We start from the raw sequence: 21,600 nt of genomic DNA, 5'->3' as shown, positions 1-21,600 counted from the left end.
CCTACCGCTCTGACAGATAAATTTTAGGAGCCTCTATGAATCCGGATTTGTTACGCGTAACACAACGTATCGTCGAACGTTCTCGCGACACACGTTCTGCCTATCTCGCCCGTATTGAACAAGCTAAATCGACCACCGTTCATCGTTCGCAACTGGCATGCGGTAACCTGGCGCATGGCTTTGCCGCGTGTCAGCCGGACGACAAGGCATCGCTGAAAAGCATGCTGCGTAACAATATCGCGATCATTACCTCCTACAACGACATGCTTTCCGCGCATCAACCGTATGAACATTATCCGGCGATCATTCGCAAAGCACTGCATGAAGCCAATGCGGTAGGTCAGGTTGCCGGTGGTGTGCCGGCCATGTGTGACGGTGTTACCCAGGGACAGGATGGGATGGAACTTTCGCTGCTGAGTCGTGAAGTGATTGCGATGTCAGCCGCTGTAGGTCTCTCTCACAATATGTTCGATGGCGCACTGTTCCTCGGCGTGTGCGATAAAATTGTCCCGGGCCTGGTAATGGCGGCGCTGTCATTCGGTCACCTGCCGTCAATCTTCATTCCTTCCGGCCCGATGGCGAGTGGCCTGGCAAACAAAGAAAAAGTGCGTATTCGTCAACTCTATGCGGAAGGCAAAGTTGATCGCATGGCGCTGCTTGAGTCCGAGGCGGCGTCCTATCACGCACCGGGTACCTGTACGTTCTACGGCACGGCGAATACTAACCAGATGGTCGTGGAGTTCATGGGGATGCAACTGCCAGGTTCTTCATTCGTCCATCCGGATGCGCCGCTGCGTGAAGCGTTGACCGCTGCTGCAGCCCGTCAGGTTACGCGTCTTACCGGGAACGGCAATGAATGGATGCCGATCGGTAAAATGATCGATGAAAAAGTGGTGGTGAACGGAATTGTGGCGCTGCTGGCGACCGGGGGCTCAACTAACCATACAATGCATCTGGTGGCCATGGCGCGCGCGGCCGGGATTCTGATTAACTGGGATGACTTCTCCGATCTGTCCGACATTGTGCCGCTGATGGCGCGTTTGTACCCGAACGGTCCGGCGGATATTAACCATTTCCAGGCGGCGGGCGGCGTACCGATTCTAATGCGTGAGCTGCTGAACGCGGGTTTGCTGCACGAAGATGTGAATACCGTTGCCGGATTCGGTTTATCGCGTTACACCATGGAGCCGTGGCTCAACAACGGTGAACTGGACTGGCGCGAAGGGGCGGCGAAATCGCTGGACAGCAACGTGATTGCCTCTTTTGACCAACCTTTCTCCCACCACGGCGGTACCAAAGTGCTGAGCGGTAACCTCGGGCGTGCAGTGATGAAAACGTCGGCAGTACCGGTCGAAAATCAGGTTATAGAAGCCCCGGCAGTTGTTTTTGAAAGTCAGCACGATGTGTTACCGGCCTTTGATGCGGGTCTGCTTGACCGCGATTGCGTAGTTGTTGTGCGTCATCAGGGACCAAAAGCGAACGGAATGCCAGAATTACATAAACTCATGCCGCCACTTGGTGTATTATTGGACCGTTGTTTCAAAATTGCGTTAGTTACCGATGGACGACTTTCAGGTGCTTCAGGTAAAGTGCCTTCAGCAATCCATGTAACCCCAGAAGCCTATGATGGCGGTCTGCTGGCAAAAGTACGTGATGGCGACATCATTCGTGTGAATGGACAGACAGGTGAATTGACGCTGCTGGTTGACGAAGAGGAACTTGCCTCACGTCAGCCTCACATTCCAGACCTCAGCGCATCGCGCGTGGGTACTGGACGTGAAATGTTCAGCGCGTTGCGTGAGAAGCTGTCCGGAGCGGAGCAGGGCGCAACCTGTATCACTTTTTAAGACTTATTTTGTAATCAGGCGAGAGAAAACTCTGATGAAAAACTGGAAGACAAGTGCAGAAGCAATCCTGACCACTGGCCCGGTTGTACCGGTTATTGTGGTTAATAAACTGGAACATGCGGTGCCGATGGCAAAAGCGCTGGTTGCAGGTGGCGTGCGCGTTCTGGAAGTGACCTTACGTACTGCATGTGCGATGGATGCCATTCGTGCGATCGCGAAAGAAGTTCCGGACGCCATCGTCGGCGCAGGCACTGTACTGAATCCGCAACAACTGGCTGAAGTTACTGAAGCCGGTGCGCAGTTTGCTATCAGCCCGGGTCTGACCGAGCCGCTGTTAAAAGCCGCAACGGAAGGGACTATTCCGCTGATCCCAGGTATCAGCACCGTTTCTGAACTGATGTTGGGTATGGACTACGGATTAAAAGAGTTCAAATTCTTCCCGGCAGAAGCGAACGGCGGTACTAAAGCGCTGCAGGCGATTGCGGGTCCGTTCTCTCAGGTGCGTTTCTGCCCAACCGGTGGTATCTCCCCGGCGAACTACCGTGACTACCTGGCGCTGAAAAGCGTGCTGTGCATCGGGGGTTCCTGGCTGGTTCCAGCAGATGCGCTGGAAGCTGGTGATTACGATCGCATTACTAAACTGGCGCGTGAAGCAGTAGAAGGCGCGAAGCAGTAAGCCGTTAATGCGTATACCGTAGGCCGGATAAGGCGCGTCAACGCCTTATCCGGCCTACGGATCTGGTTTTTATCCTGTAACTTTCACCTGTGCGGCGGCATTTTTCGCACGTTCAACCGCCTCTTCAATGGTCTGCGCTGTAGCCAGTACCACGCCTAAACGACGACTCCCGTCGATCTCCGGCTTACCAAAGAATCGTACTTGCAGACCAGCGCCCACGGCGGCCTGTACGTTATCAAACGACACATTCTGGCTGGTAAGTTGCGGCAGAATAACGGCGGAAGCGGAAGGCCCGTACTGACGGATTTCGCCAACGGGCAGACCGAGAAATGCGCGAACGTGCAGGGCAAACTCAGACTGGTCCTGCGATATTAAGGTCACCATTCCGGTATCGTGTGGGCGAGGGGAGACTTCGCTAAAAATCACCTCATCACCGCAGACAAATAGCTCCACGCCAAACAGACCGTAGCCACCTAACGCCAGCACGACTTTACGGGCAATATCCTGCGCGCGCGCCAGCGCCAGGTCGCTCATCTGCTGAGGCTGCCAGGATTCACGATAATCGCCATCTTCCTGACGATGCCCTACTGGCGCGCAAAAGTGCACGCCATCAACGGCGCTAACGGTAAGCAGGGTAATTTCAAAATCAAAATCTACCACGCCTTCGACGATAACACGCCCGGCGCCTGCCCGGCCTCCCTGTTGAGCATAGTTCCAGGCTTCGGTGAGTCGATCGGCTGAACGAATAAAGCTTTGCCCCTTACCTGAGGAACTCATTACTGGCTTCACGATGCAAGGAAAGCCTATTTCGGCGACGGCCTCGCGAAAGCGAGTTTCGCTGTCTGCAAAGCGGAAAGAAGAGGTTGGTAAAGACAGCTCCTCTGCGGCGAGGCGACGGATCCCTTCGCGGTTCATGGTCAGTTGGGTCGCTCGTGCGCACGGCACAACGTGTTGCCCTTCCTGTTCCAGTTTTACCAGCATATCCGTGGCAATCGCCTCTATTTCCGGCACGATATAATGTGGCTTTTCGCGCTCGACAACCTCGCGCAATGCTTCGCCATCCAGCATGTTGATAACGTATGAGCGATGGGCAACGTGCATGGCTGGCGCGTCGGGGTAACGATCCACTGCAATGACTTCCACACCCAGGCGTTGGCATTCGATCGCCACTTCTTTACCCAGTTCACCTGAGCCTAATAACATCACTCGCGTTGCTGCGGGACGCAGCGCTGTGCCTAATAACGTCATAAATTAATCCCCTGTTTTATCTGGGCGCAGTATATACGAAAACGTTTGCGTCTGTCTTTATTACCAGGTTGATTTTGGGACTCAAAAATAATATACTGTACATAAATACAGGTAATTTAAGAGGCTGCAAAAATGGCGGTTGAAGTTAAATACGTAGTCATTCGGGAAGGTGAGGAAAAAATGTCGTTTACCAGCAAAAAGGAAGCCGATGCGTATGACAAAATGCTTGATACAGCGGATTTGCTCGACACATGGCTGGAGCAGTCACCGGTAGCGCTTGAAGACGAGCAGCGTGAAGCGCTTTCCCTGTGGCTGGCTGAGCAAAAAGATGTGCTGAGCACCATCCTGAAAAACGGCAAACTGCCTTCTCCGCAGGTCGTTGAAAATGACGCACACGCTGAGGATGATACTCAGGCTGCCTGAAACGACTTGCGCTCCTGACGTTTTGTACCATGCTTTTCCCTGAATCATTGTGCAATCCCTGACGTTCTTTCGCGTTGCTACATGCAACCGGAAGGACGAAGGGGAGATAAAGGAGAAAAGAATGTATAAAAAAAGAGCGTTGTTAAGCCTGCTGTTGTTATCTGCCAGCGTATCTGTATTTGCGGCAAATATGGAAAGCAAAAATGTTCAGTTTCCCAAGTGCGAAGGGCTGAATGCTGATGGTATTGCGGCAAGCGTGAAACGTGATTATCAGCAAAATCGCATCGCGCGCTGGGCTGACGATCAAAAGCGTGTTGGGCAAGCCGATCCTGTTGCCTGGGTTAATACCCCCGATATTACGGGCAAAGATGGCAAGTGGTCGGTCCCGCTGACGGTCCGTGGGAAAAGCGCGGATATTCACTATCAGGTAAAAGTAGACTGCAAAGCTGGAACGGCGGAGTATCAACCGCAGTAACGAGCGTATTTGCACATCTTTTGATGAGCTGAACACTTCCTGACATCCCCTCGGGTACGCTTTGACGATTATTCGTCTGTACTTGAGGGGCAAAATGGCTAACTGGCTGAACCAACTACAATCTCTTCTTGGGCAAAAAGGATCCTCCGCATCATCTTCCGGCGAGCAAGGGCTGAGTAAACTTCTGGTCCCTGGCGCGTTAGGCGGTTTGGCGGGATTACTGGTTGCCAACAAATCCTCACGTAAGTTACTGAGTAAATATGGCACCAGCGCGCTTCTGGTGGGTGGTGGGGCAGTTGCCGGAACTGTGCTGTGGAACAAATACAAAGATAAAGTTCGCGCCGCGCATCAGGATGAGCCGCAGTTCGGCGTACAAAGCTCGCCGCTGGATGAGCGAACTGAACGCCTGATCCTGGCGCTGGTTTTTGCGGCTAAAAGCGATGGTCATATTGATGCTAAAGAGCGTACCGCCATTGAACAGCAGCTTCGTGAGGCGGGGGTTGAAGAACAAGGCCGCGTTCTGATTGAGCGGGCGATTGAACAACCGCTGGATCCTCAGCGCCTGGCGCAAGGGATTCGCAACGAAGAAGAGGCGCTGGAAATATACTTCCTGAGCTGTGCGGCGATTGATATCGACCACTTTATGGAGCGCAGCTATCTGAATGCGCTGGGTGACGCGTTGAAGATCCCACAGGATGTTCGTGACGGCATTGAACAGGATCTCAAGGCGCAAAAACAGGCTTTACCGGGTTAATTACTTATCGCTAAGGTGCATGTTTCGCTTGCATCATCGCTGTCTTTTGCCACCCTTATAGGATGTTTAAGCAAAAGAACAATGACATGCTACCAAAAGCTTCTCGTATTCCCCACGCCATGACGCAGCATGGCGATACACGTGTTGATAATTATTACTGGCTGCGAGACGACACCCGCTCGCAGCCGGACGTGCTCGAATACCTGCAACAGGAAAATGCGTATGGCCATCAGGTTATGGCTTCGCAGCAGGCTTTGCAGGAGCGTGTTCTGAAAGAAATTATCGACCGTATTCCCCCACAGGATGCATCCGCTCCCTATGTGAAAAATGGTTATCGTTACCGCCATATTTATGAACCGGGATGTGAATATGCCATTTATCAGCGCCAGTCGGTTCTCAGCGAAGAGTGGGATGAATGGAATACTCTGCTGGACGGCAACCAGCGCGCAGCCCACAGTGAATTTTATACGCTGGGAGGGCTGGCGATATCACCCGATAATAGCATTATGGCGCTGGCCGAAGATTACCTCTCTCGTCGGCAATATGGCGTTCGCTTTCGTAACCTGGAAAGCGGCAACTGGTATCCGGAAGTACTGGATAACGTTGAAGCGGATCTGGTCTGGGCGAATGATTCCCAGACCTTCTATTACGTTCGCAAACACGCCACGACGTTACTGCCGTACCAGGTCTGGCGACATACCGTTGGATCCCCCTCGTCACTGGACGAATTGGTGTACGAAGAAGCCGATGACATGTTTTATGTCAGTCTGCATAAAACCACCTCGTTACATTATGTGGTGATCCATATCGCCAGCGCGACGACCAGTGAGGTTCTGCTGTTGGATGCAGAACTGGCCGACGCCGAACCTTTGCTTTTTTTAGCGCGGCGTAAAGACCACGAGTACAGCCTCGATCACTATCAGCACAAGTTTTATCTGCGTTCTAATCGTGAAGGTAAAAACTTTGGTCTGTACCGCACGCGCGTACGCAATGAACAAGCGTGGGAGGTGCTGATCCCGCCGCGCGAGAACGTCATGCTGGAGGGGTTTACCCTGTTTACCGACTGGCTGGTGGTGGAAGAACGCCAGCAGGGTTTAACCAGTCTGCGTCAGATCAATCGCAAAACGCGCGATGTGATCGGTATCGCCTTTGACGATCCGGCGTATGTGACCTGGCTTGCCTATAACCCGGAACCGGAGACATCGCGCCTGCGCTATGGCTATTCCTCCATGACCACGCCGGACACGTTGTTTGAACTCGATATGGACACCGGGGAGCGTCGCGTGCTTAAGCAGACGGAGGTCCCCGGATTTGATGCGGCGAATTACCGCAGCGAACATGTCTGGATCACCGTCCGCGATGGTACCGAGGTTCCGGTCTCGCTGGTTTATCATCAAAAGTATTTCCTGAAAGGGAAAAACCCACTACTGGTTTACGGCTATGGCTCGTATGGTGCCAGCATGGATGCTGATTTCAGTAGCAGCCGTTTAAGCTTATTGGATCGCGGCTTTGTTTACGCCATTGCCCATGTGCGTGGCGGCGGTGAATTGGGTCAGCAATGGTACGAAGACGGTAAGTTTCTGCACAAGAAAAATACCTTCAATGATTACCTCGATGTCTGCGATGCGCTGCTAAGAATGGGTTATGGTGCGCCATCGTTATGCTACGGCATGGGGGGAAGCGCCGGAGGAATGTTAATGGGCGTCGCCATTAATGAACGCCCGGACTTGTTCCATGGCGTGATTGCCCAGGTGCCGTTTGTCGATGTGGTGACCACGATGCTGGATGAGTCAATTCCCCTGACCACCGGTGAATTTGAGGAATGGGGTAATCCGCAGGATCCGCAGTACTATGCGTATATGAAAAGCTACAGCCCCTATGACAACGTCACCGCGCAGGATTATCCACATCTGCTGGTCACGACAGGATTACACGACTCCCAGGTGCAATACTGGGAACCGGCAAAGTGGGTGGCAAAATTGCGTGAGTTAAAAACGGATGATCGCTTGCTGTTACTGTGCACGGATATGGATTCCGGGCACGGCGGTAAGTCCGGACGTTTTAAATCTTACGAAGGCGTGGCCCTTGAGTACGCATTTTTGATTGGGCTGGCACAGGGAACGCTGCCTGGAAAGTCTTCAGATCAGGCGTTATCCAGATAGTGCTTCAGCGTTAATCGCAGCTCCGGGCTCATACTGTCGAGATTATTAAATAACCAACGCAGATAGCCCGGATCGCGTTCAGCCACCTCTGATACCGGTTTTCCACGGTACTTACCAAATGTGAAGGTCGTGAGTAACGCGGGGCGACCGGTAATGTCGACCATCTGCTCTGCGGTCCAGCCTGAAGTTTGCATGATATCGATCAGCAAAGCCGCAGTGATGTAGCAGTCGTACAGAGCACGGTGATGATGCAGGCCTGCGGGCGTCTGAACGCTCAGCTTACGTGATTTATACAGCGCCATATTGCTGTATTTGATTCCAGGCCACAATCGACGGGAGAGCTTCATGGTGCAGATCCACTCACCGGGCATCTCTGGCAATACGCGGCGGTCGAAGCTTGCGTTGTGCGCCACGTACCACTCGCTACCGTAATAGTGCGGAATGATATCTTCAATCCATGGCTTATCGGCCACCATTGCTTCAGTAATGCGATGAATAGCCATCGCCTGGGGACTAATGGGGCGGTCAGGACGCACCAGATGGCTCATTGGGTTAACTATCTTTCCATCAACCACATCGACAGAAGCAATCTCAACAATGCCTCCCTGCAGACCACAGGTTTCTGTATCTATTATGCGCAACATGCCATGCTCCCGACCAAAACGACTAGCGTAATGGAATGATATCACCTTGCCAACCCCGTGGCGTGCGTTGACCGGTTAAGAGCAAAGAACCGCTGTCGGCGCGGACAATCAATTGGCCTCGCTCGTCCCATAACGCACTACTCCCGCGCGCATTGGCCATTAATACTGCGATGGCGAATTTATGCGAGAAACGTTGTAGACGAGATGTGGAGGAGAGCAATTCAGGTTCGCTGACGGACTGGCTACTGGTAAACAGCGAAAAATTCGGGTCGATATCGATACCTTCCGGCTGACTATCCACAACGCTGATGGTATTGCGCTGTCTGGCAATACAGGCCCCGTGGCTCTGATGAAACGTTAATGGTGAGGTCATCCAGGGAGAGAAAAGCGCAATGCCTTTCACAAAACGATTGTTATGCTCTACCGGCAATCCCGCGATAATGGTCATGCGGTAAGTCGCTGCGGCATGCGCCAGCGGTTCCAGCAACGCTTCATCAGGTGGCGCTGGGAGGGCGTCATTCTCATCAACGCAGCCCAACAAGGAGAGGGCGGGGAAGACCAGCAATTCACATTGGCATTGTGCGGCTGCCTGAATGAATTGCAGGTGATGGGCAACGTTTTCGATCACTGACGTGTGAAGGGGTTCGTATTGTGCTGCTGCGATTTTCCAGTGTGACATAATGATTTCCTTTTCATAGTGTCTACAACCATCTTTAAAGTATAGATTAAGAATATACTTATACTGTAGCAGGCATCATGTAAGGAATCGTAACGTAATATAAGTTTTATTTAACTTTCGGCTCGTACGGTAAACGTGAAAGGGAGACGGATGCCAGGCGATGTGCGATGAGTCTTTCACGAAACCAGTCGCGTAAATGTTCGGGCTGTTCACGTTCAACCACTTCGGCAACGATCGGCATATTGTAGCGTTCTTTAAATGCGACACCCGCCGCGGCCAGGTCAACATTGACCTTATCCATTTCAGCTTGCTCAAGTTTGGCCAGATTGATGTTCATAGGCTGCTCCTTTTCTCTGTCTTCCGGCGCGCAAAGTTACTAAGAGTGCGCATTAATGGCAAGACAGAATTGATGATTCTCGACTCGATCATTGTAGAAGGTTATTCTCTATAGATTAGACATAACAAAAAGGAATAGTTGAAATGGCTTCATCTGCATCTTCGCTACGTAATACTATCATCGTACTCGCCAGCCTCCTCGCAACACCCGCTGCATTGGCGCATGCTCACCTGACAAAACAAAGCCCGGCGGCGAATGCGGAAGTCACCGCTTCTCCCCAGGCGCTGACGCTGAATTTTTCTGAGGGTGTCGAACCCGCTTTCAGTGGCGCAACGCTGACAGGTCCACAAAAGGAATCAATCAAGACGGGCAAAGCGACCCGCAGCGATCAGGACAAAACGCAACTGATTATTCCGCTAGATCAAACGCTGGAGGCCGGAAAATATACGGTGGACTGGCACGTTGTATCCGTGGATGGTCACAAGACAAAGGGACAATATACCTTTAGCGTGAAATAACCGATGCTGGCATTTACCTGGGTTGCCCTGCGATTTATTCATTTTACCGCGTTGATGCTGGTGTTTGGTTGTGCGCTTTACGGCGCATGGTTGGCTCCCGTTTCAGTTCGCCGTTTAATGATGCGTCGTTTTTTACGTCTGCAACGCCATGCCGCGACGTGGAGTTTTATCAGCGCGACGCTAATGCTGGCGATCCAGGGGGGCTTAATGGGCTCTGGCTGGCAGGATGTCGTCTCGACAGACGTTTGGGGCGCCGTTCTGCAGACGCAATTTGGCGGCGTCTGGTTATGGCAGATTATCCTCGCAATGGTCACGCTGGTAGTGACCATTGTTGTGCCGCACAGCATGTCGCGACTGCTGTTAATGCTGACGATTGCCCAATTTATTTTGCTGGCAGGTGTTGGACATGCAACGCTGCATACTGGCGTCCCTGGGGCCATCCAACAGGTTAACCATGCCTTGCATCTGATATGTGCCGCAGCCTGGTTTGGTGGCTTGCTGCCCGTACTTTACTGTATGAGAATGGCGCAGGGCCGCTGGCGGGAACAAGCGATCTCTACCATGATGCTTTTCTCCCGCTATGGGCATCTTTTCGTTGCCGGAGTTTTACTTACCGGGATTATGAATGCCCTGTTTATTGTCGGTCTTTCCGGCTCCTGGCATATGGCTTATGGGCAACTCCTTTTGTTAAAAGGTGCGCTTGTCATGCTAATGGTGGCGATTGCCCTGGCGAATCGGTATGTTCTGGTACCACGCATGCAGGATAATGACTGTATGACGCTCTATTTCATTTGGATGACAAAACTGGAATGGGGAATAGGGGCCGTAGTGCTGGCGATTGTCAGCCTGTTTGCAACCCTCGAACCTTTTTGATTGATGGACTGGCAAAACGCATGAAAAAAATCATTCTCTCTTTACTACTACTGGCAAGTTCAGGGGCCGCGCTGGCAGCGCCACAGGTCATCACCGTCAGCCGTTTTGAGGTTGGCAAAGATAAGTGGGCGTTTAATCGGGAAGAGGTGATGCTGACCTGCCGTGCAGGTAACGCGCTGTATGTCATCAATCCCAGCACGCTGGTGCAATATCCATTGAATGATGTTGCCAGAAAACAGGTTGAGAGCGGCAAAACCACGGCGAAGCCGATTGAGATTATCCAGATTGATGACCCGACGAAACCTGGCGAAAAAATGAGCCTGGCACCGTTTGTGGAGCGCGCAGAAAAGCTCTGTTAATTGTCAGATGTAGCGTTCTGATTTCCAATAAAAAAACCGCAGGATCTCACAGAAGAACTTGCGGTTTTTGCATTTGGTCGTGTGACGAACTGCCTTTTTTTCCGGCCACTTTAGCCGCGGACTGGAAAACCTGGCGCTGTCATCTATTCTTAAATGGCAGGGTAACTTAGCCTGCATTAATGCCAACTTTTAGCGCACGGCTCTCTCCCAAGAGCCATTTCCCTGGACCGAATACAGGAATCGTATTCGGTCTCTTTTTATGTGGTGAATGCCATGCCATCCAGGGCCAAACACTGCGTATCACAGGCTGCATTCTGCGTAAACCATACCATACTCCGCCCCTTGATCGTCCAGGATTTTTTGCAGCCATTGCTAAAATTATAACCAAGTCTCAATGTGCTCAGGAGGTTGCATGGCACAGCCTGACAATATCTACCAACGAATCGAAGGTTCACACTGGCGTCACGTCTGGGTCGTGGGAGATATCCACGGTTGCTTCTCTTTATTAATGGTGAGATTGCGCCAGTGCCAGTTTGATCCCCGGCAAGATCTGCTGGTTTCAGTGGGTGATGTTATTGACCGTGGGCCTGACAGTCTGCGTTGCCTGCGCCTGCTGCCTAAAAGCTGGATTGTGGCAGTCAGGGGCAATCATGAGCAGATGGCGTTGGATGCACTGGCGACGGGGGAGCAACTTTTGTGGTTTATGAACGGCGGCGCGTGGTTTGCTCACGCGGATCAGTCTGCGGCAAGATTAGCACTGAAAGCGTGTCGAAAGTTACCCTGGATTCTGGAACTACGCTGCCGGAGTGGCATACACGTTGTTGCTCATGCGGATTACCCGGATGATGATTACCAGTGGCAAAAAGAGGTCGATTTACAGCGGGTGCTGTGGGATCGTACGCGGTTGATGAACAAAGGTAACGGCATACGTGGCGCGGATCACTTTTGGTTTGGTCATACGCCACTGCGGCATCGCTTGGATCGTGACAATCTGCACTATATTGATACCGGTGCGGTATTTGGCGGCGAATTAACGCTGGTGCAATTGCAATAATCAGAAATCGCTGTATTCCTGGGCTGGACGCCAAAAGCTGTCGATGTAATCGTCCGCAGGCAAACATCCGCCGTTACGAATGCGCTGATCGTCCATCGATACAAGGCATTGCTGCTCAGTTTTGTAGACATCAACCACGATATCTTCACAACCGCCGTCAAGGTAGCATACAAAAAGAACCAGCGTGAACATTCCATCCTCAAAGGGTAAAGCCATACCTGTAGTGTAGAAGATGTTGATAGATGAGGGTAATTAACCAGGAAATAACCCGTCTGGCGACGGGTTCTTTTTGAATCAGGCAAGGCGCATGATCCAGGCATCTGACTTACGATCGTAGTGCTCGCGGAACAGAACAGAGTGTTCTCCATTCAGAAGGGCCGGGACGCTGGTGTCGGCATCCCAGGCGTCCAGTTGCATACATAAATCCGGATCGGATTTACATGGAATGGTTAACGTTCGGTCCCCCGGCGATTCGCCATGCAACTCGGCGTCGTCGATCTCAAAAGCGCCAATGCGCACACTGGTTTTCATCATCGTGCTCTCCGTTTATCTGCTGATTGTGGTACGACCAGTTAGGCCGTCCATTTTTCAGCGTAGTCAACGTTAGCAAAAGCGCCAGTCAAAACGTGCGTTATCCTGTAAAGAGTTTGCCATCCCGGACAAGATCGCGTGGATAGCTATTCTTCAATCGCGATCCAATACGTTTTGCCAGACCAATCGGCTGATGCTGGAACGTAACCAACACATCGTCAGTTGCGGGTGAAGTTTGCGGGTAAACATCTCTACCGCGATACCACTCTTCCGCTTCGGCAAGGCTCAGTTCGAACGCATGGCTGTGGCTTGGATCGGCGAGGGCGATGATGGCTTCATGCTGCCAACGATACCCTTTGTTATGGGTCTCAGCCAGTTTAACCCCGAGACGGGAAAAACGAACTTTGCCAATCAGGGGTTCAATCTCTGTCGGAAATAACCAGATCTCTTTGTCTCGCTGCCACAGGCGTAAATTGTCTGCCCACTGTAATCCGCAGGCGTTAGCGGCCTGGGCGACGAGCGCAGATTCACGTCCTTTCAGCGGGCTGAACGGGAAGTTACCCACTTTATATTTCGGCGCGGGTAACGCAGGAATGGCGGCTATTTTGCGCAAACGTGCGACGAAGAAACCTTCACAATCGTAGATCTGCGGGAACACATGCAGGAATCCTTCCGGCGTCAGGGCGCGTTCAGCCTCGGGAAATAAATCGCCCAGCGGTAAAAATTCGACGGCATCCGGGTAGGTTTCAATCAACCACTGCATGATGGCTTCGTTTTCGTCACGGTTCAGCGTACAGGTTGAATACACCAATGTGCCGCCGGGGCGCAGGGCGTGGAATGCGCTGTCGAGCAGCTCACGCTGGGTTGCGGCAATTTCCAGATTACTTTCTATGGACCAGTTTTTCAGTGCATCGGGATCTTTACGTACCACGCCTTCGCCAGAACATGGGGCATCCAGCAATATGGCATCGAATGTTTCTGGTAATGCCGCGCCAAATACCCGCCCGTCAAAATGGGTCAGGGCGACATTGTTGATACCGCAACGGCTGATATTGGCATGCAGGACTTTGACGCGACTGGCGGAAAACTCATTCGCCAGAATCACGCCCTGATTATTCATTTTGGCGGCAATTTGCGTGGTTTTGGAGCCGGGAGCTGCCGCGACATCCATTACGCGTTCCGGCGTATTGCCATCGGCAAACAGCGCGGCGACCGGCAGCATTGAGCTGGCTTCCTGAATATAAAATAAGCCGCTTAGATGCTCTGCAGTGCTGCCGAGCGGCAGTGACGCTTCATCATCGCGTTCAATCCAGAAGCCTTCAGCACACCATGGAACAGGGGTGAGCGACCAGTTATATGGCGCTGTCAGAGTGAGGAAATCGGCAACAGAGATTTTCAGCGTATTGACGCGGATGCTACGGCGCAGCGGACGCTGGCAGGCAGCAAGAAAATCATCGAATGAGAGCGTGGAAGGCATTGCTTCACGCATTTGTGTCAGAAAGGCGTCGGGAAAATAAGCCACTTGGTACCACCGGCAAAAAAACAGGTGCGCAGTGTAGCATAAGTGCTCCGGCGCGAGTACGCCGGAGCAAAGGGAGAGGTTATCGTGGCAGGGCGGTTCCCCATTCACGCCACTCTTTCGGTTCGCTTTCCTGCAACAGGAAGTGTTTACCAGCCTGTGCTTTCGGTGCCAGTGGCGTACCCGGCGGGGTTGCAAAGGCGATCCCACCGCGAATGAACTGATTAAAGGTACCGGTCTTCACGACGCCGCCGGTCAGGCCGAAGTCGAGACTGTAGCCGGATGCCAGCCAGAATACAGAGTTGTTACGCACCAGATGCTGATAGCGCTGGCTGATGCGCATAGCGATCATCACGCGATCGGAAAGGGAGCCGAGCGTCAACCCGGTGACGGTCCCGACTTCAATACCTCTGAACAGAACTGGCGTACCGATGTTTAATGAACCCGCTTCCGGTGCTTCCACCACAATACTCAGACCATCGAGGTAACGAGAGTCGGTGATAGTAGCTTCCTGCAGCTCAAAATCACGGCGCGGGTTACCGCGGCCAGGTTCAACGTTGATATACGGCTGTAAGATGGTATCTAAATGCTCCACGCCGGCTGCTGAGATTTGCGGGGTAATCACGGAGAAGCGTGTGCCGCTACGCGCAAAGGTCTGTACGTACTCCGGATACAGTACCGCTTTGGCCTGAACTTCGTTACGGGAAGTGATCAGCTCTAGCGTCTGGATCTGGCCAATATCGATTCCCAGGTAGCGAATCGGCATACCGGCCGCCAGTTTACCGGCATCGAAGGCGTGCAGGGTTATCTGGCCGCCCACTGCACGCGCAGCGGTTTCTGACGCATACAGAATCCGCTTGTCGCCTTTGCGTTGGCTGGCGCTGGCGCCGCTCAGGTTATCGAAGCTAATTGCGCCTTTAAGCGCTCGCGACAGGGGAGAAGCCTGAACGGTTAAACCGCTGCCGTTGAGCTGGACCTTGGCGCCGCCCTCGGCCCAGAACACGCTGTTGCTGGTCAGCAGGTTGCGATATTCCGGTTTGATATGCAGATCGATATCAAACGCATCGGCGCGTGGACGAACGCTAATCACTTCACCGACTTCGAATTTACGATAGAGGACCACTGAACCGGCCTGCACATCGGGCAACGTTTCGGCACTCAGGCTGACCGTGGTGGTTGGCAGATCGCTCAGGCTGTTCTCAATCGCCTTTTCCAGGTTGGCATACAGCGGGTAGCTTTTTTTCATTTCACCCTTCGTACCGGGCAAAATACGAATGCCGCCGCTGATCCACTCACTGGCGCTGGCGCCAAGAAACTCCACGCCATCAAGCCCAACTTTGACATCCACCCGACTGTTGACCACGAACTTACTGTCGCCTTGTACCAGCGCGCGATGCTGCGGTTCGATGGCGACGGTAAACGAAACGCCTTTGCTGGAGAGCGTGCGCTCAATCACCTGACCGACCTGAACGCCGTGAAGAATCAGCGGTTGGCCGGCATCAATACCGTAACTTTCCGGCGCGGTCAGCGTCAGCGTCATCACGCCCGGATCGTGTAACAAGGATTGCTCTGCAGGAATCACTGCAAACTGGTTACGCGGTTCGCCCTCGCCAGGTATCAGTTCGAATGTTTTGCCCGTCAGAAGCGAACTGAGATTCGCATCGCTTAACGATAATTTAGGACTGTGTAATTCAATACGCGTGTTGTCACGCAATAGCGTTACGACGCTGGGATCGACCGTCATTTCGCCGGTGACTTTACCGCCCGGATTTAAATCCAGTTTGGTCAGTTGACCGACTTCCAGTCCTTGATACATCAGCGAGGTTGAGCCAGCCTTAAGTCCGTCGCCGCTGGGTAAATCGAGCTTAACGATCACGCCGCGCTGGCTGTGCGCGAGATCCTGATACAAACCAAACGTATCGTCGGCAACGGCGGGTTGAGAATCTTCCGGTGAATCAAAAGCAATGGCGCCATTAACCAGGGCTGCCAGACTCTCCAGCTTAACTTTGGCGCCGCTGAGACTGACATCCGCATCGACCCCTGATACGTTCCAGAAACGACTGCCTTTTTTCACCAGATTGGTAAAGCGGCGTTCAATCAGCACGTCGATGGTTACGCCCTGGTTATTTGGATTAATAGTGTAGTCATAGACGCGACCTACCGGGATTTTGCGGAAATAAACCAGCGAGCCGCTGTTAAGCGATCCGAGGTCTGGGGCCCGCAGGTGCAGCATCAAATCGCCGTTGTTCAGGCGGTATTTGGGCTGTGTATCAAGCGCGACGAAATGATCCTCTGGCTCGCCGGTACCGGGCATCATGCCGATATAGTTGCCGCCAACTAACGCATCCAGGCCGGAAACCCCCGCCAGTGACGCTTTCGGCGTGACCAGCCAGAACTGGGTATCTTTGCGCAGTGCATCTTTCATATTTGATTTGATGCTGACGCGGACTTCAATTTTACGCAGGTCTTTGCTGAGGTTGATGTCCTGCACCGTGCCCACTTCGACGCCCTGATAGCGAACAGGGGTACGGCCAGGCACAATGCCGTCCGCCGACATAAAGTCAATGGTTACGGTATTCCCGCGATCTTCATAGCTTCCCCAGATAAGCCATCCTGCAATCATCAATGCGATGAACGGCAGCAGCCAGAACGGGGAGATACGACGTTTTGTTTTAATCTGCGCTTCAGTCTGCGAAGCGGGCGTTTCCTGACTCATGTGCATCCCAAAGTAAGCGGCTGTCCAGCCATTCCACTGCAAGAATAGTCAATATTACCGCTGCGCCGAAATAAAACGCAGCCGGTCCCATAGTAAAAGCAAGTATCTGATCGCGATTAATTAGCGACATAGTTAAAGCGATAACAAAAAGATCCAGCATTGACCAGCGACCAATCCAGGTCACTATGCGCAGCAGTTTGATGCGGGTACGCAATCCTTGCTCACAGTTAAAATGAATACTGATGAGCAACGTAAACATCACAATCACTTTGGTGAATGGCACCAGAATACTGGCAATAAACACGATCGCCGCCACGCCGATATTACTGTTTGCCAAAGACAGTATGCCTGACATGATCGTGTCTTCCTGTCGGGAACCATTGACATAAATGATCGAGATAGGCAGGAGGTTAGCAGGCAGCAGCAGGACAATCGAGGCCAGCAGAGCAGCCCAACATTTTTGAATACTTTGATTTCTGCGCCAGCGCAACGGTATATGGCAACGAGGGCAGCGACCGCGGACGTCCGGATACCCTGTAAAGTGGCAACCAAGGCAAACGCGAAGCTTTTCATCGGGCCGACGAGCAGGCCTTTGCGGGTAAAAACGGTCCCAAAGCTGTTCTACGTTGAGGTGCGATAACGTCAAAATACTGAGGATCACCAGCGCAATAAAAGCAAACAGTCCCACCCCAGGCTGCAAATAAGCATAGTCCTGAACTTTAATCGACGCGACGCCGATACCCACAAGATAGATATCAAGCATCACCCACTCTTTGAGCCTTTCCAGCATCAGTAGCACCGGGCGTAGGTTCATCCCGAGAATATTGCCAAACCACAGATAAGCGATTGAGGTAACGAGAATAATCGGCGCGCCCGCAACGCAAAATAGCACGAAGGATGCGGTGAGAGGGTCACCCTGGCGGGTCATTTGCCAGATACCCTGCATCACATTGGCGTCAATGCGTACACCGAGCAAAAAGATGTGTAAGAGCGGTTCTCCCCAGGCGAAGGGCATCAGCAGCATCATGGTGACAGCCATTGCTGCCAGGCGCGTTAAGGACCAGTCGCGCCCGTCACGGATTTTCGCCTGACAGCGTGGACAGAATGCACTTTGGTGCGAGCGCATTTTAGGCAAGCTAAAAATCAGGTCGCATTCAGGACAACGATGATAATGTGCACGCGGGAGTGCCTCACCAATAGATCTGATGGCGATTTTTTTAGTGGGCGTGATGCGTGATGTCGTAAGGGCCATGTACCGCGTATCAAAATGTTGAAGTAATGTTATCTTAACTCATGACGGGAATGATCTTGAGCATTAACGCATTTAATGTTTATTTTAGTAGGCTGCAGTTTTAAGTAAGACAACTAAGTGATTACATAATGAACAAATCAGAGCTATACACGGATCTGAACCGTGATTTTCAGGCATTAATGGCAGGTGAAACCAGTTTTCTGGCAACGCTGGCAAATACCAGCGCATTGTTGTACGAGCGTCTTGCACAAGTAAACTGGGCCGGTTTTTACCTGCTTGAGGGCGAAACTCTGGTACTTGGTCCTTTCCAGGGCAAAATTGCCTGTGTGCGGATCCCGGTAGGACGTGGCGTATGCGGTACCGCGGTGGCGCGCAATCAGGTGCAGCGCATCGAAGACGTGCACGCGTTTGACGGGCACATCGCATGCGATGCCGCCAGCAATGCGGAAATTGTTCTGCCTGTCACCGTTGAAAATCAGATAATCGGCGTGCTGGATATCGATAGCACCGCGTTTGGTCGCTTCACTGAAGAGGACGAACAGGGGCTGCGTACGCTTGTGGCACAGCTTGAAACCGTGCTTGCAACGACGGATTACAAAAAATTCTTTGCGAGCGTCGCAGGATAATCAACGGATAACGTAGCAATTACTGATGACGTCATTATAATGTCGCCTGTTCATGCCTGCGCTTGTTGGCTACGTCCGTTGTAATCAGGAAATTTCATGGAAAATCAACCTAAGTTGAATAGCAGTAAAGAAGTCATCGCGTTTCTGGCCGAACGCTTCCCGCAGTGTTTTAGTGCTGAAGGCGAAGCGCGCCCACTGAAAATTGGCATTTTTCAGGATTTGGTAGAGCGTGTTGAGGGTGAAATGAACCTCAGCAAGACACAGCTCCGTTCTGCCTTACGTCTCTATACTTCCAGCTGGCGCTATCTGTATGGCGTAAAATTGGGCGCAACGCGTGTTGATCTCGACGGCAACCCATGTGGTGAGTTGGATGAGCAACATGTTGAACATGCTCGCAAACAGCTGGAAGAAGCTAAAGCTCGCGTTCAGGCGCAACGTGCAGAGCAACAGGCGAAAAAACGCGAAGCGGCCGCTGCTGCCGGCGAAAAAGAAGACGCACCGCGTCGCGAGCGTAAGCCGCGTCCTGCTCCGCGTCGTAAAGAAGGGGCTGAACGTAAACCTCGCGCTGAAAAATCAGCAGCCAAAGCACCGCGTGCTCCTCGCGAAGAACAGCATACCCCGGTATCTGATATTTCAGTGCTGACGGTAGGGCAGTCTTTGAAGGTGAAAGCAGGTAATAATGCGATGGATGCCACCGTATTAGAAACACCAAAGATGGCGTCCGTGTACAGCTGAATTCGGGTATGTCTTTGATTGTACGCGCAGAACACCTGGTGTTCTGAAACGGAGGCCAGGCCTGGCATGAACACTTTTTTTAGGCTTACTGCGTTAGCTGGTCTGCTTGCATTAGCAGGCCAGGCACTTGCTGTAGAAGACATCACGCGTGCCGATCAAATCCCCGTTTTAAAGGAAGAAACCCAGCATGCGACGGTGAGTGAACGTGTAACATCACGTTTTACACGTTCACACTATCGCCAGTTCGATCTGGATCAGGCGTTTTCGGCAAAAATTTTTGACCGCTATCTGAATCTGCTCGACTACAGCCATAACGTGCTGTTGGCGAGCGATATCGAACAGTATGCAAAAAAGAAAACTGTCCTCGGCGATGAACTGCGCACGGGCAAGCTGGATGTCTTTTACGATCTTTATAATCTTGCGCAAAAACGCCGATTTGAACGTTATCAGTACGCGCTAAGCGTGCTGGCGCGTCCAATGGATTTTACCGGTACCGATACCTTTAACCTCGATCGGAGCAAAGCTCCGTGGCCGAAGAGCGAAGCAGAGCTTAATGCGCTGTGGGATGGCAAAGTTAAATTTGACGAACTCAGCCTGAAGCTGACCGGTAAAACCGATGCGGAAATTCGCGAAACACTGACGCGTCGCTATAAATTTGCCATTCGCCGTCTGGCGCAGACCAACAGTGAAGATGTGTTCTCACTGGCGATGACGGCTTTTGCTCGTGAAATAGACCCGCATACTAACTATCTTTCTCCGCGCAACACTGAACAGTTTAATACTGAAATGAGCTTGTCTCTGGAAGGTATTGGCGCAGTTCTGCAAATGGATGATGACTACACCGTTATTAACTCCATGGTAGCGGGCGGCCCGGCAGCCAAGAGTAAAGCGATAAGCGTTGGCGACCGTATTGTCGGCGTGGGCCAGACCGGAAAAGGCATGGTCGATGTGATTGGCTGGCGTCTGGATGACGTTGTAGCGCTGATCAAAGGACCTAAAGGCAGCAAAGTTCGCCTCGAAATCCTGCCTGCCGGTAAAGGCACCAAGACGCGCATTGTCACGCTAACGCGTGAACGCATTCGTCTCGAAGACCGCGCCGTTAAAATGTCCGTGAAAACCGTTGGCAAAGAGAAGGTCGGCGTACTGGATATTCCTGGCTTCTATGTTGGCCTGACGGATGACGTCAAAGTTCAGCTGCAGAAACTGGAAAAACAGAATGTCAGCAGCGTGATTATCGATCTGCGTACCAACGGCGGTGGCGCACTGACCGAAGCGGTCTCGCTTTCCGGTCTGTTCATTCCTTCCGGCCCGGTGGTACAGGTTCGTGACAATAACGGCAAAGTGCGTGAAGACAGCGATACCGACGGCGTGGTGTATTACAAAGGTCCGCTGGTGGTATTAGTTGATCGCTTCAGTGCCTCGGCATCGGAAATTTTTGCCGCGGCAATGCAGGATTATGGTCGTGCGCTGATCGTCGGTGAACCGACCTTTGGCAAGGGCACCGTACAGCAGTATCGTTCCCTGAACCGTATTTACGATCAGATGCTGCGTCCGGAATGGCCAGCGCTGGGTTCTGTTCAATACACGATCCAGAAATTCTACCGTGTAAATGGTGGCAGTACGCAGCGTAAGGGCGTTACGCCGGATATCATCATGCCGACAGGTAATGAAGAAACTGAAACCGGTGAGAAGTTTGAAGATAACGCGTTGCCGTGGGATAGCATTGATGCGGCGACCTATACCAAGTCTGATAACCTGACGCCGTTTGGACCTGAATTGCTAAAAGAGCACAATGCCCGTATTGCGAACGATCCTGAGTTCCAGTACATCATGAAGGACATTGCGCGATTCAATGCGATGAAGGATAAGCGCAGCATCGCTTCTCTGAATTACGCTCAGCGTGAGAAAGAGAATAACGAAGATGATGCACTGCGTCTGGCGCGCATCAACGATCGGTTTAAGCGTGAAGGTAAACCGTTGCTGAAGAAACTGGACGATCTGCCCAAAGATTACCAGGAGCCGGATCCGTATCTGGATGAAACGGTGAAAATCGCGCTCGACCTGGCGCATCTTGAAAAAGACAAGCCAGCGGAACAGCCCGCAACCAGTCAATAACCTCCAACAGGCACAAGAAATTGTGCCTGTTTTTTGTGCACAGAAAACCCCCAGCTA

Annotated in this window: 21 protein-coding genes and 1 pseudogene; 13 read left to right on the top strand and 9 right to left on the bottom strand. The window is 52.2% G+C overall.

Annotation, left to right across the window (positions count from 1 at the left end):
• Positions 1 to 35: 35 nt before the first annotated feature.
• On the top strand, positions 36 to 1,847 hold the full coding sequence (gene edd, locus FDX04_RS04290) for a phosphogluconate dehydratase (protein WP_137370481.1): 1,812 nt from the start codon (positions 36 to 38) through the stop codon (positions 1,845 to 1,847).
• A gap of 34 nt (positions 1,848 to 1,881) precedes the next feature.
• Positions 1,882 to 2,523, top strand: a complete 642-nt coding sequence (kdgA, locus tag FDX04_RS04285) for a bifunctional 4-hydroxy-2-oxoglutarate aldolase/2-dehydro-3-deoxy-phosphogluconate aldolase (protein ID WP_003034901.1) — start codon at positions 1,882 to 1,884, stop codon at positions 2,521 to 2,523.
• 69 nt (positions 2,524 to 2,592) lie between these two features.
• Here kdgA and purT read toward each other — a convergent pair whose 3' ends face one another.
• Positions 2,593 to 3,771, bottom strand: a complete 1,179-nt coding sequence (purT, locus tag FDX04_RS04280; RefSeq protein WP_137370480.1) for a formate-dependent phosphoribosylglycinamide formyltransferase — start codon at positions 3,769 to 3,771, stop codon at positions 2,593 to 2,595.
• Positions 3,772 to 3,903: 132 nt separating this feature from the next.
• Here purT and yebG point away from each other — a divergent pair, with 132 nt between their 5' ends.
• The 4 genes from yebG to ptrB all read left to right on the top strand — a co-directional run bounded on the left by yebG (position 3,904) and on the right by ptrB (position 7,585).
• Entirely contained in the window at positions 3,904 to 4,194 is a 291-nt protein-coding gene (gene yebG / locus FDX04_RS04275) for a DNA damage-inducible protein YebG (protein WP_137370479.1), read from the top strand.
• A 121-nt stretch (positions 4,195 to 4,315) separates the two neighbouring features.
• Positions 4,316 to 4,669: a protein YebF gene (yebF, locus tag FDX04_RS04270; RefSeq protein WP_061381108.1), complete on the top strand. Its 354-nt coding sequence runs from the start codon at positions 4,316 to 4,318 to the stop codon at positions 4,667 to 4,669.
• Positions 4,670 to 4,763: 94 nt separating this feature from the next.
• Entirely contained in the window at positions 4,764 to 5,423 is a 660-nt protein-coding gene (locus FDX04_RS04265; RefSeq protein WP_061381109.1) for a tellurite resistance TerB family protein, read from the top strand.
• 86 nt (positions 5,424 to 5,509) lie between these two features.
• Positions 5,510 to 7,585: an oligopeptidase B gene (gene ptrB, locus FDX04_RS04260; protein WP_170975140.1), complete on the top strand. Its 2,076-nt coding sequence runs from the start codon at positions 5,510 to 5,512 to the stop codon at positions 7,583 to 7,585.
• On the opposite strand, the gene exoX is transcribed toward ptrB, so the two are convergent.
• The 3 genes from exoX to FDX04_RS04245 all read right to left on the bottom strand — a co-directional run bounded on the left by exoX (position 7,567) and on the right by FDX04_RS04245 (position 9,245).
• Complete coding sequence (exoX, locus tag FDX04_RS04255) at positions 7,567 to 8,229, bottom strand: exodeoxyribonuclease X (protein ID WP_042307829.1); 663 nt, start codon at positions 8,227 to 8,229, stop codon at positions 7,567 to 7,569. The genes ptrB and exoX overlap by 19 nt on opposite strands.
• A gap of 22 nt (positions 8,230 to 8,251) precedes the next feature.
• Positions 8,252 to 8,908: a carbon-nitrogen hydrolase family protein gene (locus tag FDX04_RS04250; RefSeq protein ID WP_137370477.1), complete on the bottom strand. Its 657-nt coding sequence runs from the start codon at positions 8,906 to 8,908 to the stop codon at positions 8,252 to 8,254.
• Positions 8,909 to 9,014: 106 nt separating this feature from the next.
• A complete protein-coding gene (locus FDX04_RS04245; RefSeq protein ID WP_038641397.1) occupies positions 9,015 to 9,245 on the bottom strand; it encodes a DNA polymerase III subunit theta in 231 nt (76 codons plus the stop codon).
• Positions 9,246 to 9,388: 143 nt separating this feature from the next.
• Here FDX04_RS04245 and yobA point away from each other — a divergent pair, with 143 nt between their 5' ends.
• The 4 genes from yobA to pphA all read left to right on the top strand — a co-directional run bounded on the left by yobA (position 9,389) and on the right by pphA (position 12,049).
• On the top strand, positions 9,389 to 9,763 hold the full coding sequence (gene yobA, locus FDX04_RS04240; protein WP_137348899.1) for a CopC domain-containing protein YobA: 375 nt from the start codon (positions 9,389 to 9,391) through the stop codon (positions 9,761 to 9,763).
• 3 nt (positions 9,764 to 9,766) lie between these two features.
• On the top strand, positions 9,767 to 10,636 hold the full coding sequence (gene copD, locus FDX04_RS04235) for a copper homeostasis membrane protein CopD (RefSeq protein WP_137370476.1): 870 nt from the start codon (positions 9,767 to 9,769) through the stop codon (positions 10,634 to 10,636).
• Positions 10,637 to 10,656: 20 nt separating this feature from the next.
• Positions 10,657 to 10,995 carry a YebY family protein gene (locus tag FDX04_RS04230; protein ID WP_042307834.1) on the top strand — a complete coding sequence of 113 codons (339 nt, stop codon included), beginning with the start codon at positions 10,657 to 10,659 and terminating at the stop codon, positions 10,993 to 10,995.
• Positions 10,996 to 11,407: 412 nt separating this feature from the next.
• On the top strand, positions 11,408 to 12,049 hold the full coding sequence (gene pphA / locus FDX04_RS04225; protein ID WP_137370475.1) for a protein-serine/threonine phosphatase: 642 nt from the start codon (positions 11,408 to 11,410) through the stop codon (positions 12,047 to 12,049).
• Here the strand turns inward: pphA and FDX04_RS04220 are convergent, their stop codons facing one another.
• From FDX04_RS04220 to yebS, 5 genes are all read right to left on the bottom strand, one after another.
• A complete protein-coding gene (locus FDX04_RS04220; protein WP_032939629.1) occupies positions 12,050 to 12,241 on the bottom strand; it encodes a YebW family protein in 192 nt (63 codons plus the stop codon).
• Positions 12,242 to 12,343: 102 nt separating this feature from the next.
• Positions 12,344 to 12,580, bottom strand: coding sequence for a YebV family protein (locus FDX04_RS04215; RefSeq protein WP_029139506.1), 237 nt, complete (start codon positions 12,578 to 12,580; stop codon positions 12,344 to 12,346).
• Positions 12,581 to 12,680: 100 nt separating this feature from the next.
• Complete coding sequence (rsmF, locus tag FDX04_RS04210; RefSeq protein ID WP_137370474.1) at positions 12,681 to 14,102, bottom strand: 16S rRNA (cytosine(1407)-C(5))-methyltransferase RsmF; 1,422 nt, start codon at positions 14,100 to 14,102, stop codon at positions 12,681 to 12,683.
• A 79-nt stretch (positions 14,103 to 14,181) separates the two neighbouring features.
• The gene (locus FDX04_RS04205; protein WP_042307836.1) at positions 14,182 to 16,815 is read right to left on the bottom strand and encodes a PqiB family protein; all 2,634 of its coding nucleotides are present in this window, start codon (positions 16,813 to 16,815) and stop codon (positions 14,182 to 14,184) included.
• A complete protein-coding gene (gene yebS, locus FDX04_RS04200; protein WP_137370473.1) occupies positions 16,784 to 18,067 on the bottom strand; it encodes a membrane integrity lipid transport subunit YebS in 1,284 nt (427 codons plus the stop codon). The genes FDX04_RS04205 and yebS overlap by 32 nt, the downstream gene beginning before the upstream one ends.
• A gap of 128 nt (positions 18,068 to 18,195) precedes the next feature.
• On the opposite strand from yebS, the gene FDX04_RS04195 reads away from it, so the two are divergent.
• The 3 genes and pseudogenes from FDX04_RS04195 to prc all read left to right on the top strand — a co-directional run bounded on the left by FDX04_RS04195 (position 18,196) and on the right by prc (position 21,543).
• Positions 18,196 to 18,693, top strand: a complete 498-nt coding sequence (locus FDX04_RS04195) for a GAF domain-containing protein (protein WP_038641301.1) — start codon at positions 18,196 to 18,198, stop codon at positions 18,691 to 18,693.
• 96 nt (positions 18,694 to 18,789) lie between these two features.
• A pseudogene (gene proQ / locus FDX04_RS04190) lies at positions 18,790 to 19,475 on the top strand (RNA chaperone ProQ).
• A gap of 19 nt (positions 19,476 to 19,494) precedes the next feature.
• Entirely contained in the window at positions 19,495 to 21,543 is a 2,049-nt protein-coding gene (gene prc, locus FDX04_RS04185) for a carboxy terminal-processing peptidase (RefSeq protein WP_079223750.1), read from the top strand.
• Positions 21,544 to 21,600: the final 57 nt, after the last annotated feature.

This window comes from Citrobacter sp. wls615 (genome assembly GCF_005281355.1).
GTDB classification, from domain to species: Bacteria; Pseudomonadota; Gammaproteobacteria; order Enterobacterales; family Enterobacteriaceae; genus Citrobacter; species Citrobacter werkmanii.
This window is presented reverse-complemented; position numbering and strand designations above follow the sequence as displayed.

Coding starts and splice junctions, on each gene's coding strand:
- edd (WP_137370481.1), top strand. CDS start 36: ATGAATCCGGATTTGTTACGCGTAACACAACGTATCGTCGAACGTTCT.
- kdgA (WP_003034901.1), top strand. CDS start 1,882: ATGAAAAACTGGAAGACAAGTGCAGAAGCAATCCTGACCACTGGCCCG.
- purT (WP_137370480.1), bottom strand. CDS start 3,771: ATGACGTTATTAGGCACAGCGCTGCGTCCCGCAGCAACGCGAGTGATG.
- yebG (WP_137370479.1), top strand. CDS start 3,904: ATGGCGGTTGAAGTTAAATACGTAGTCATTCGGGAAGGTGAGGAAAAA.
- yebF (WP_061381108.1), top strand. CDS start 4,316: ATGTATAAAAAAAGAGCGTTGTTAAGCCTGCTGTTGTTATCTGCCAGC.
- FDX04_RS04265 (WP_061381109.1), top strand. CDS start 4,764: ATGGCTAACTGGCTGAACCAACTACAATCTCTTCTTGGGCAAAAAGGA.
- ptrB (WP_170975140.1), top strand. CDS start 5,510: ATGCTACCAAAAGCTTCTCGTATTCCCCACGCCATGACGCAGCATGGC.
- exoX (WP_042307829.1), bottom strand. CDS start 8,229: ATGTTGCGCATAATAGATACAGAAACCTGTGGTCTGCAGGGAGGCATT.
- FDX04_RS04250 (WP_137370477.1), bottom strand. CDS start 8,908: ATGTCACACTGGAAAATCGCAGCAGCACAATACGAACCCCTTCACACG.
- FDX04_RS04245 (WP_038641397.1), bottom strand. CDS start 9,245: ATGAACATCAATCTGGCCAAACTTGAGCAAGCTGAAATGGATAAGGTC.
- yobA (WP_137348899.1), top strand. CDS start 9,389: ATGGCTTCATCTGCATCTTCGCTACGTAATACTATCATCGTACTCGCC.
- copD (WP_137370476.1), top strand. CDS start 9,767: ATGCTGGCATTTACCTGGGTTGCCCTGCGATTTATTCATTTTACCGCG.
- FDX04_RS04230 (WP_042307834.1), top strand. CDS start 10,657: ATGAAAAAAATCATTCTCTCTTTACTACTACTGGCAAGTTCAGGGGCC.
- pphA (WP_137370475.1), top strand. CDS start 11,408: ATGGCACAGCCTGACAATATCTACCAACGAATCGAAGGTTCACACTGG.
- FDX04_RS04220 (WP_032939629.1), bottom strand. CDS start 12,241: ATGTTCACGCTGGTTCTTTTTGTATGCTACCTTGACGGCGGTTGTGAA.
- FDX04_RS04215 (WP_029139506.1), bottom strand. CDS start 12,580: ATGAAAACCAGTGTGCGCATTGGCGCTTTTGAGATCGACGACGCCGAG.
- FDX04_RS04205 (WP_042307836.1), bottom strand. CDS start 16,815: ATGAGTCAGGAAACGCCCGCTTCGCAGACTGAAGCGCAGATTAAAACA.
- yebS (WP_137370473.1), bottom strand. CDS start 18,067: ATGGCCCTTACGACATCACGCATCACGCCCACTAAAAAAATCGCCATC.
- FDX04_RS04195 (WP_038641301.1), top strand. CDS start 18,196: ATGAACAAATCAGAGCTATACACGGATCTGAACCGTGATTTTCAGGCA.
- prc (WP_079223750.1), top strand. CDS start 19,495: ATGAACACTTTTTTTAGGCTTACTGCGTTAGCTGGTCTGCTTGCATTA.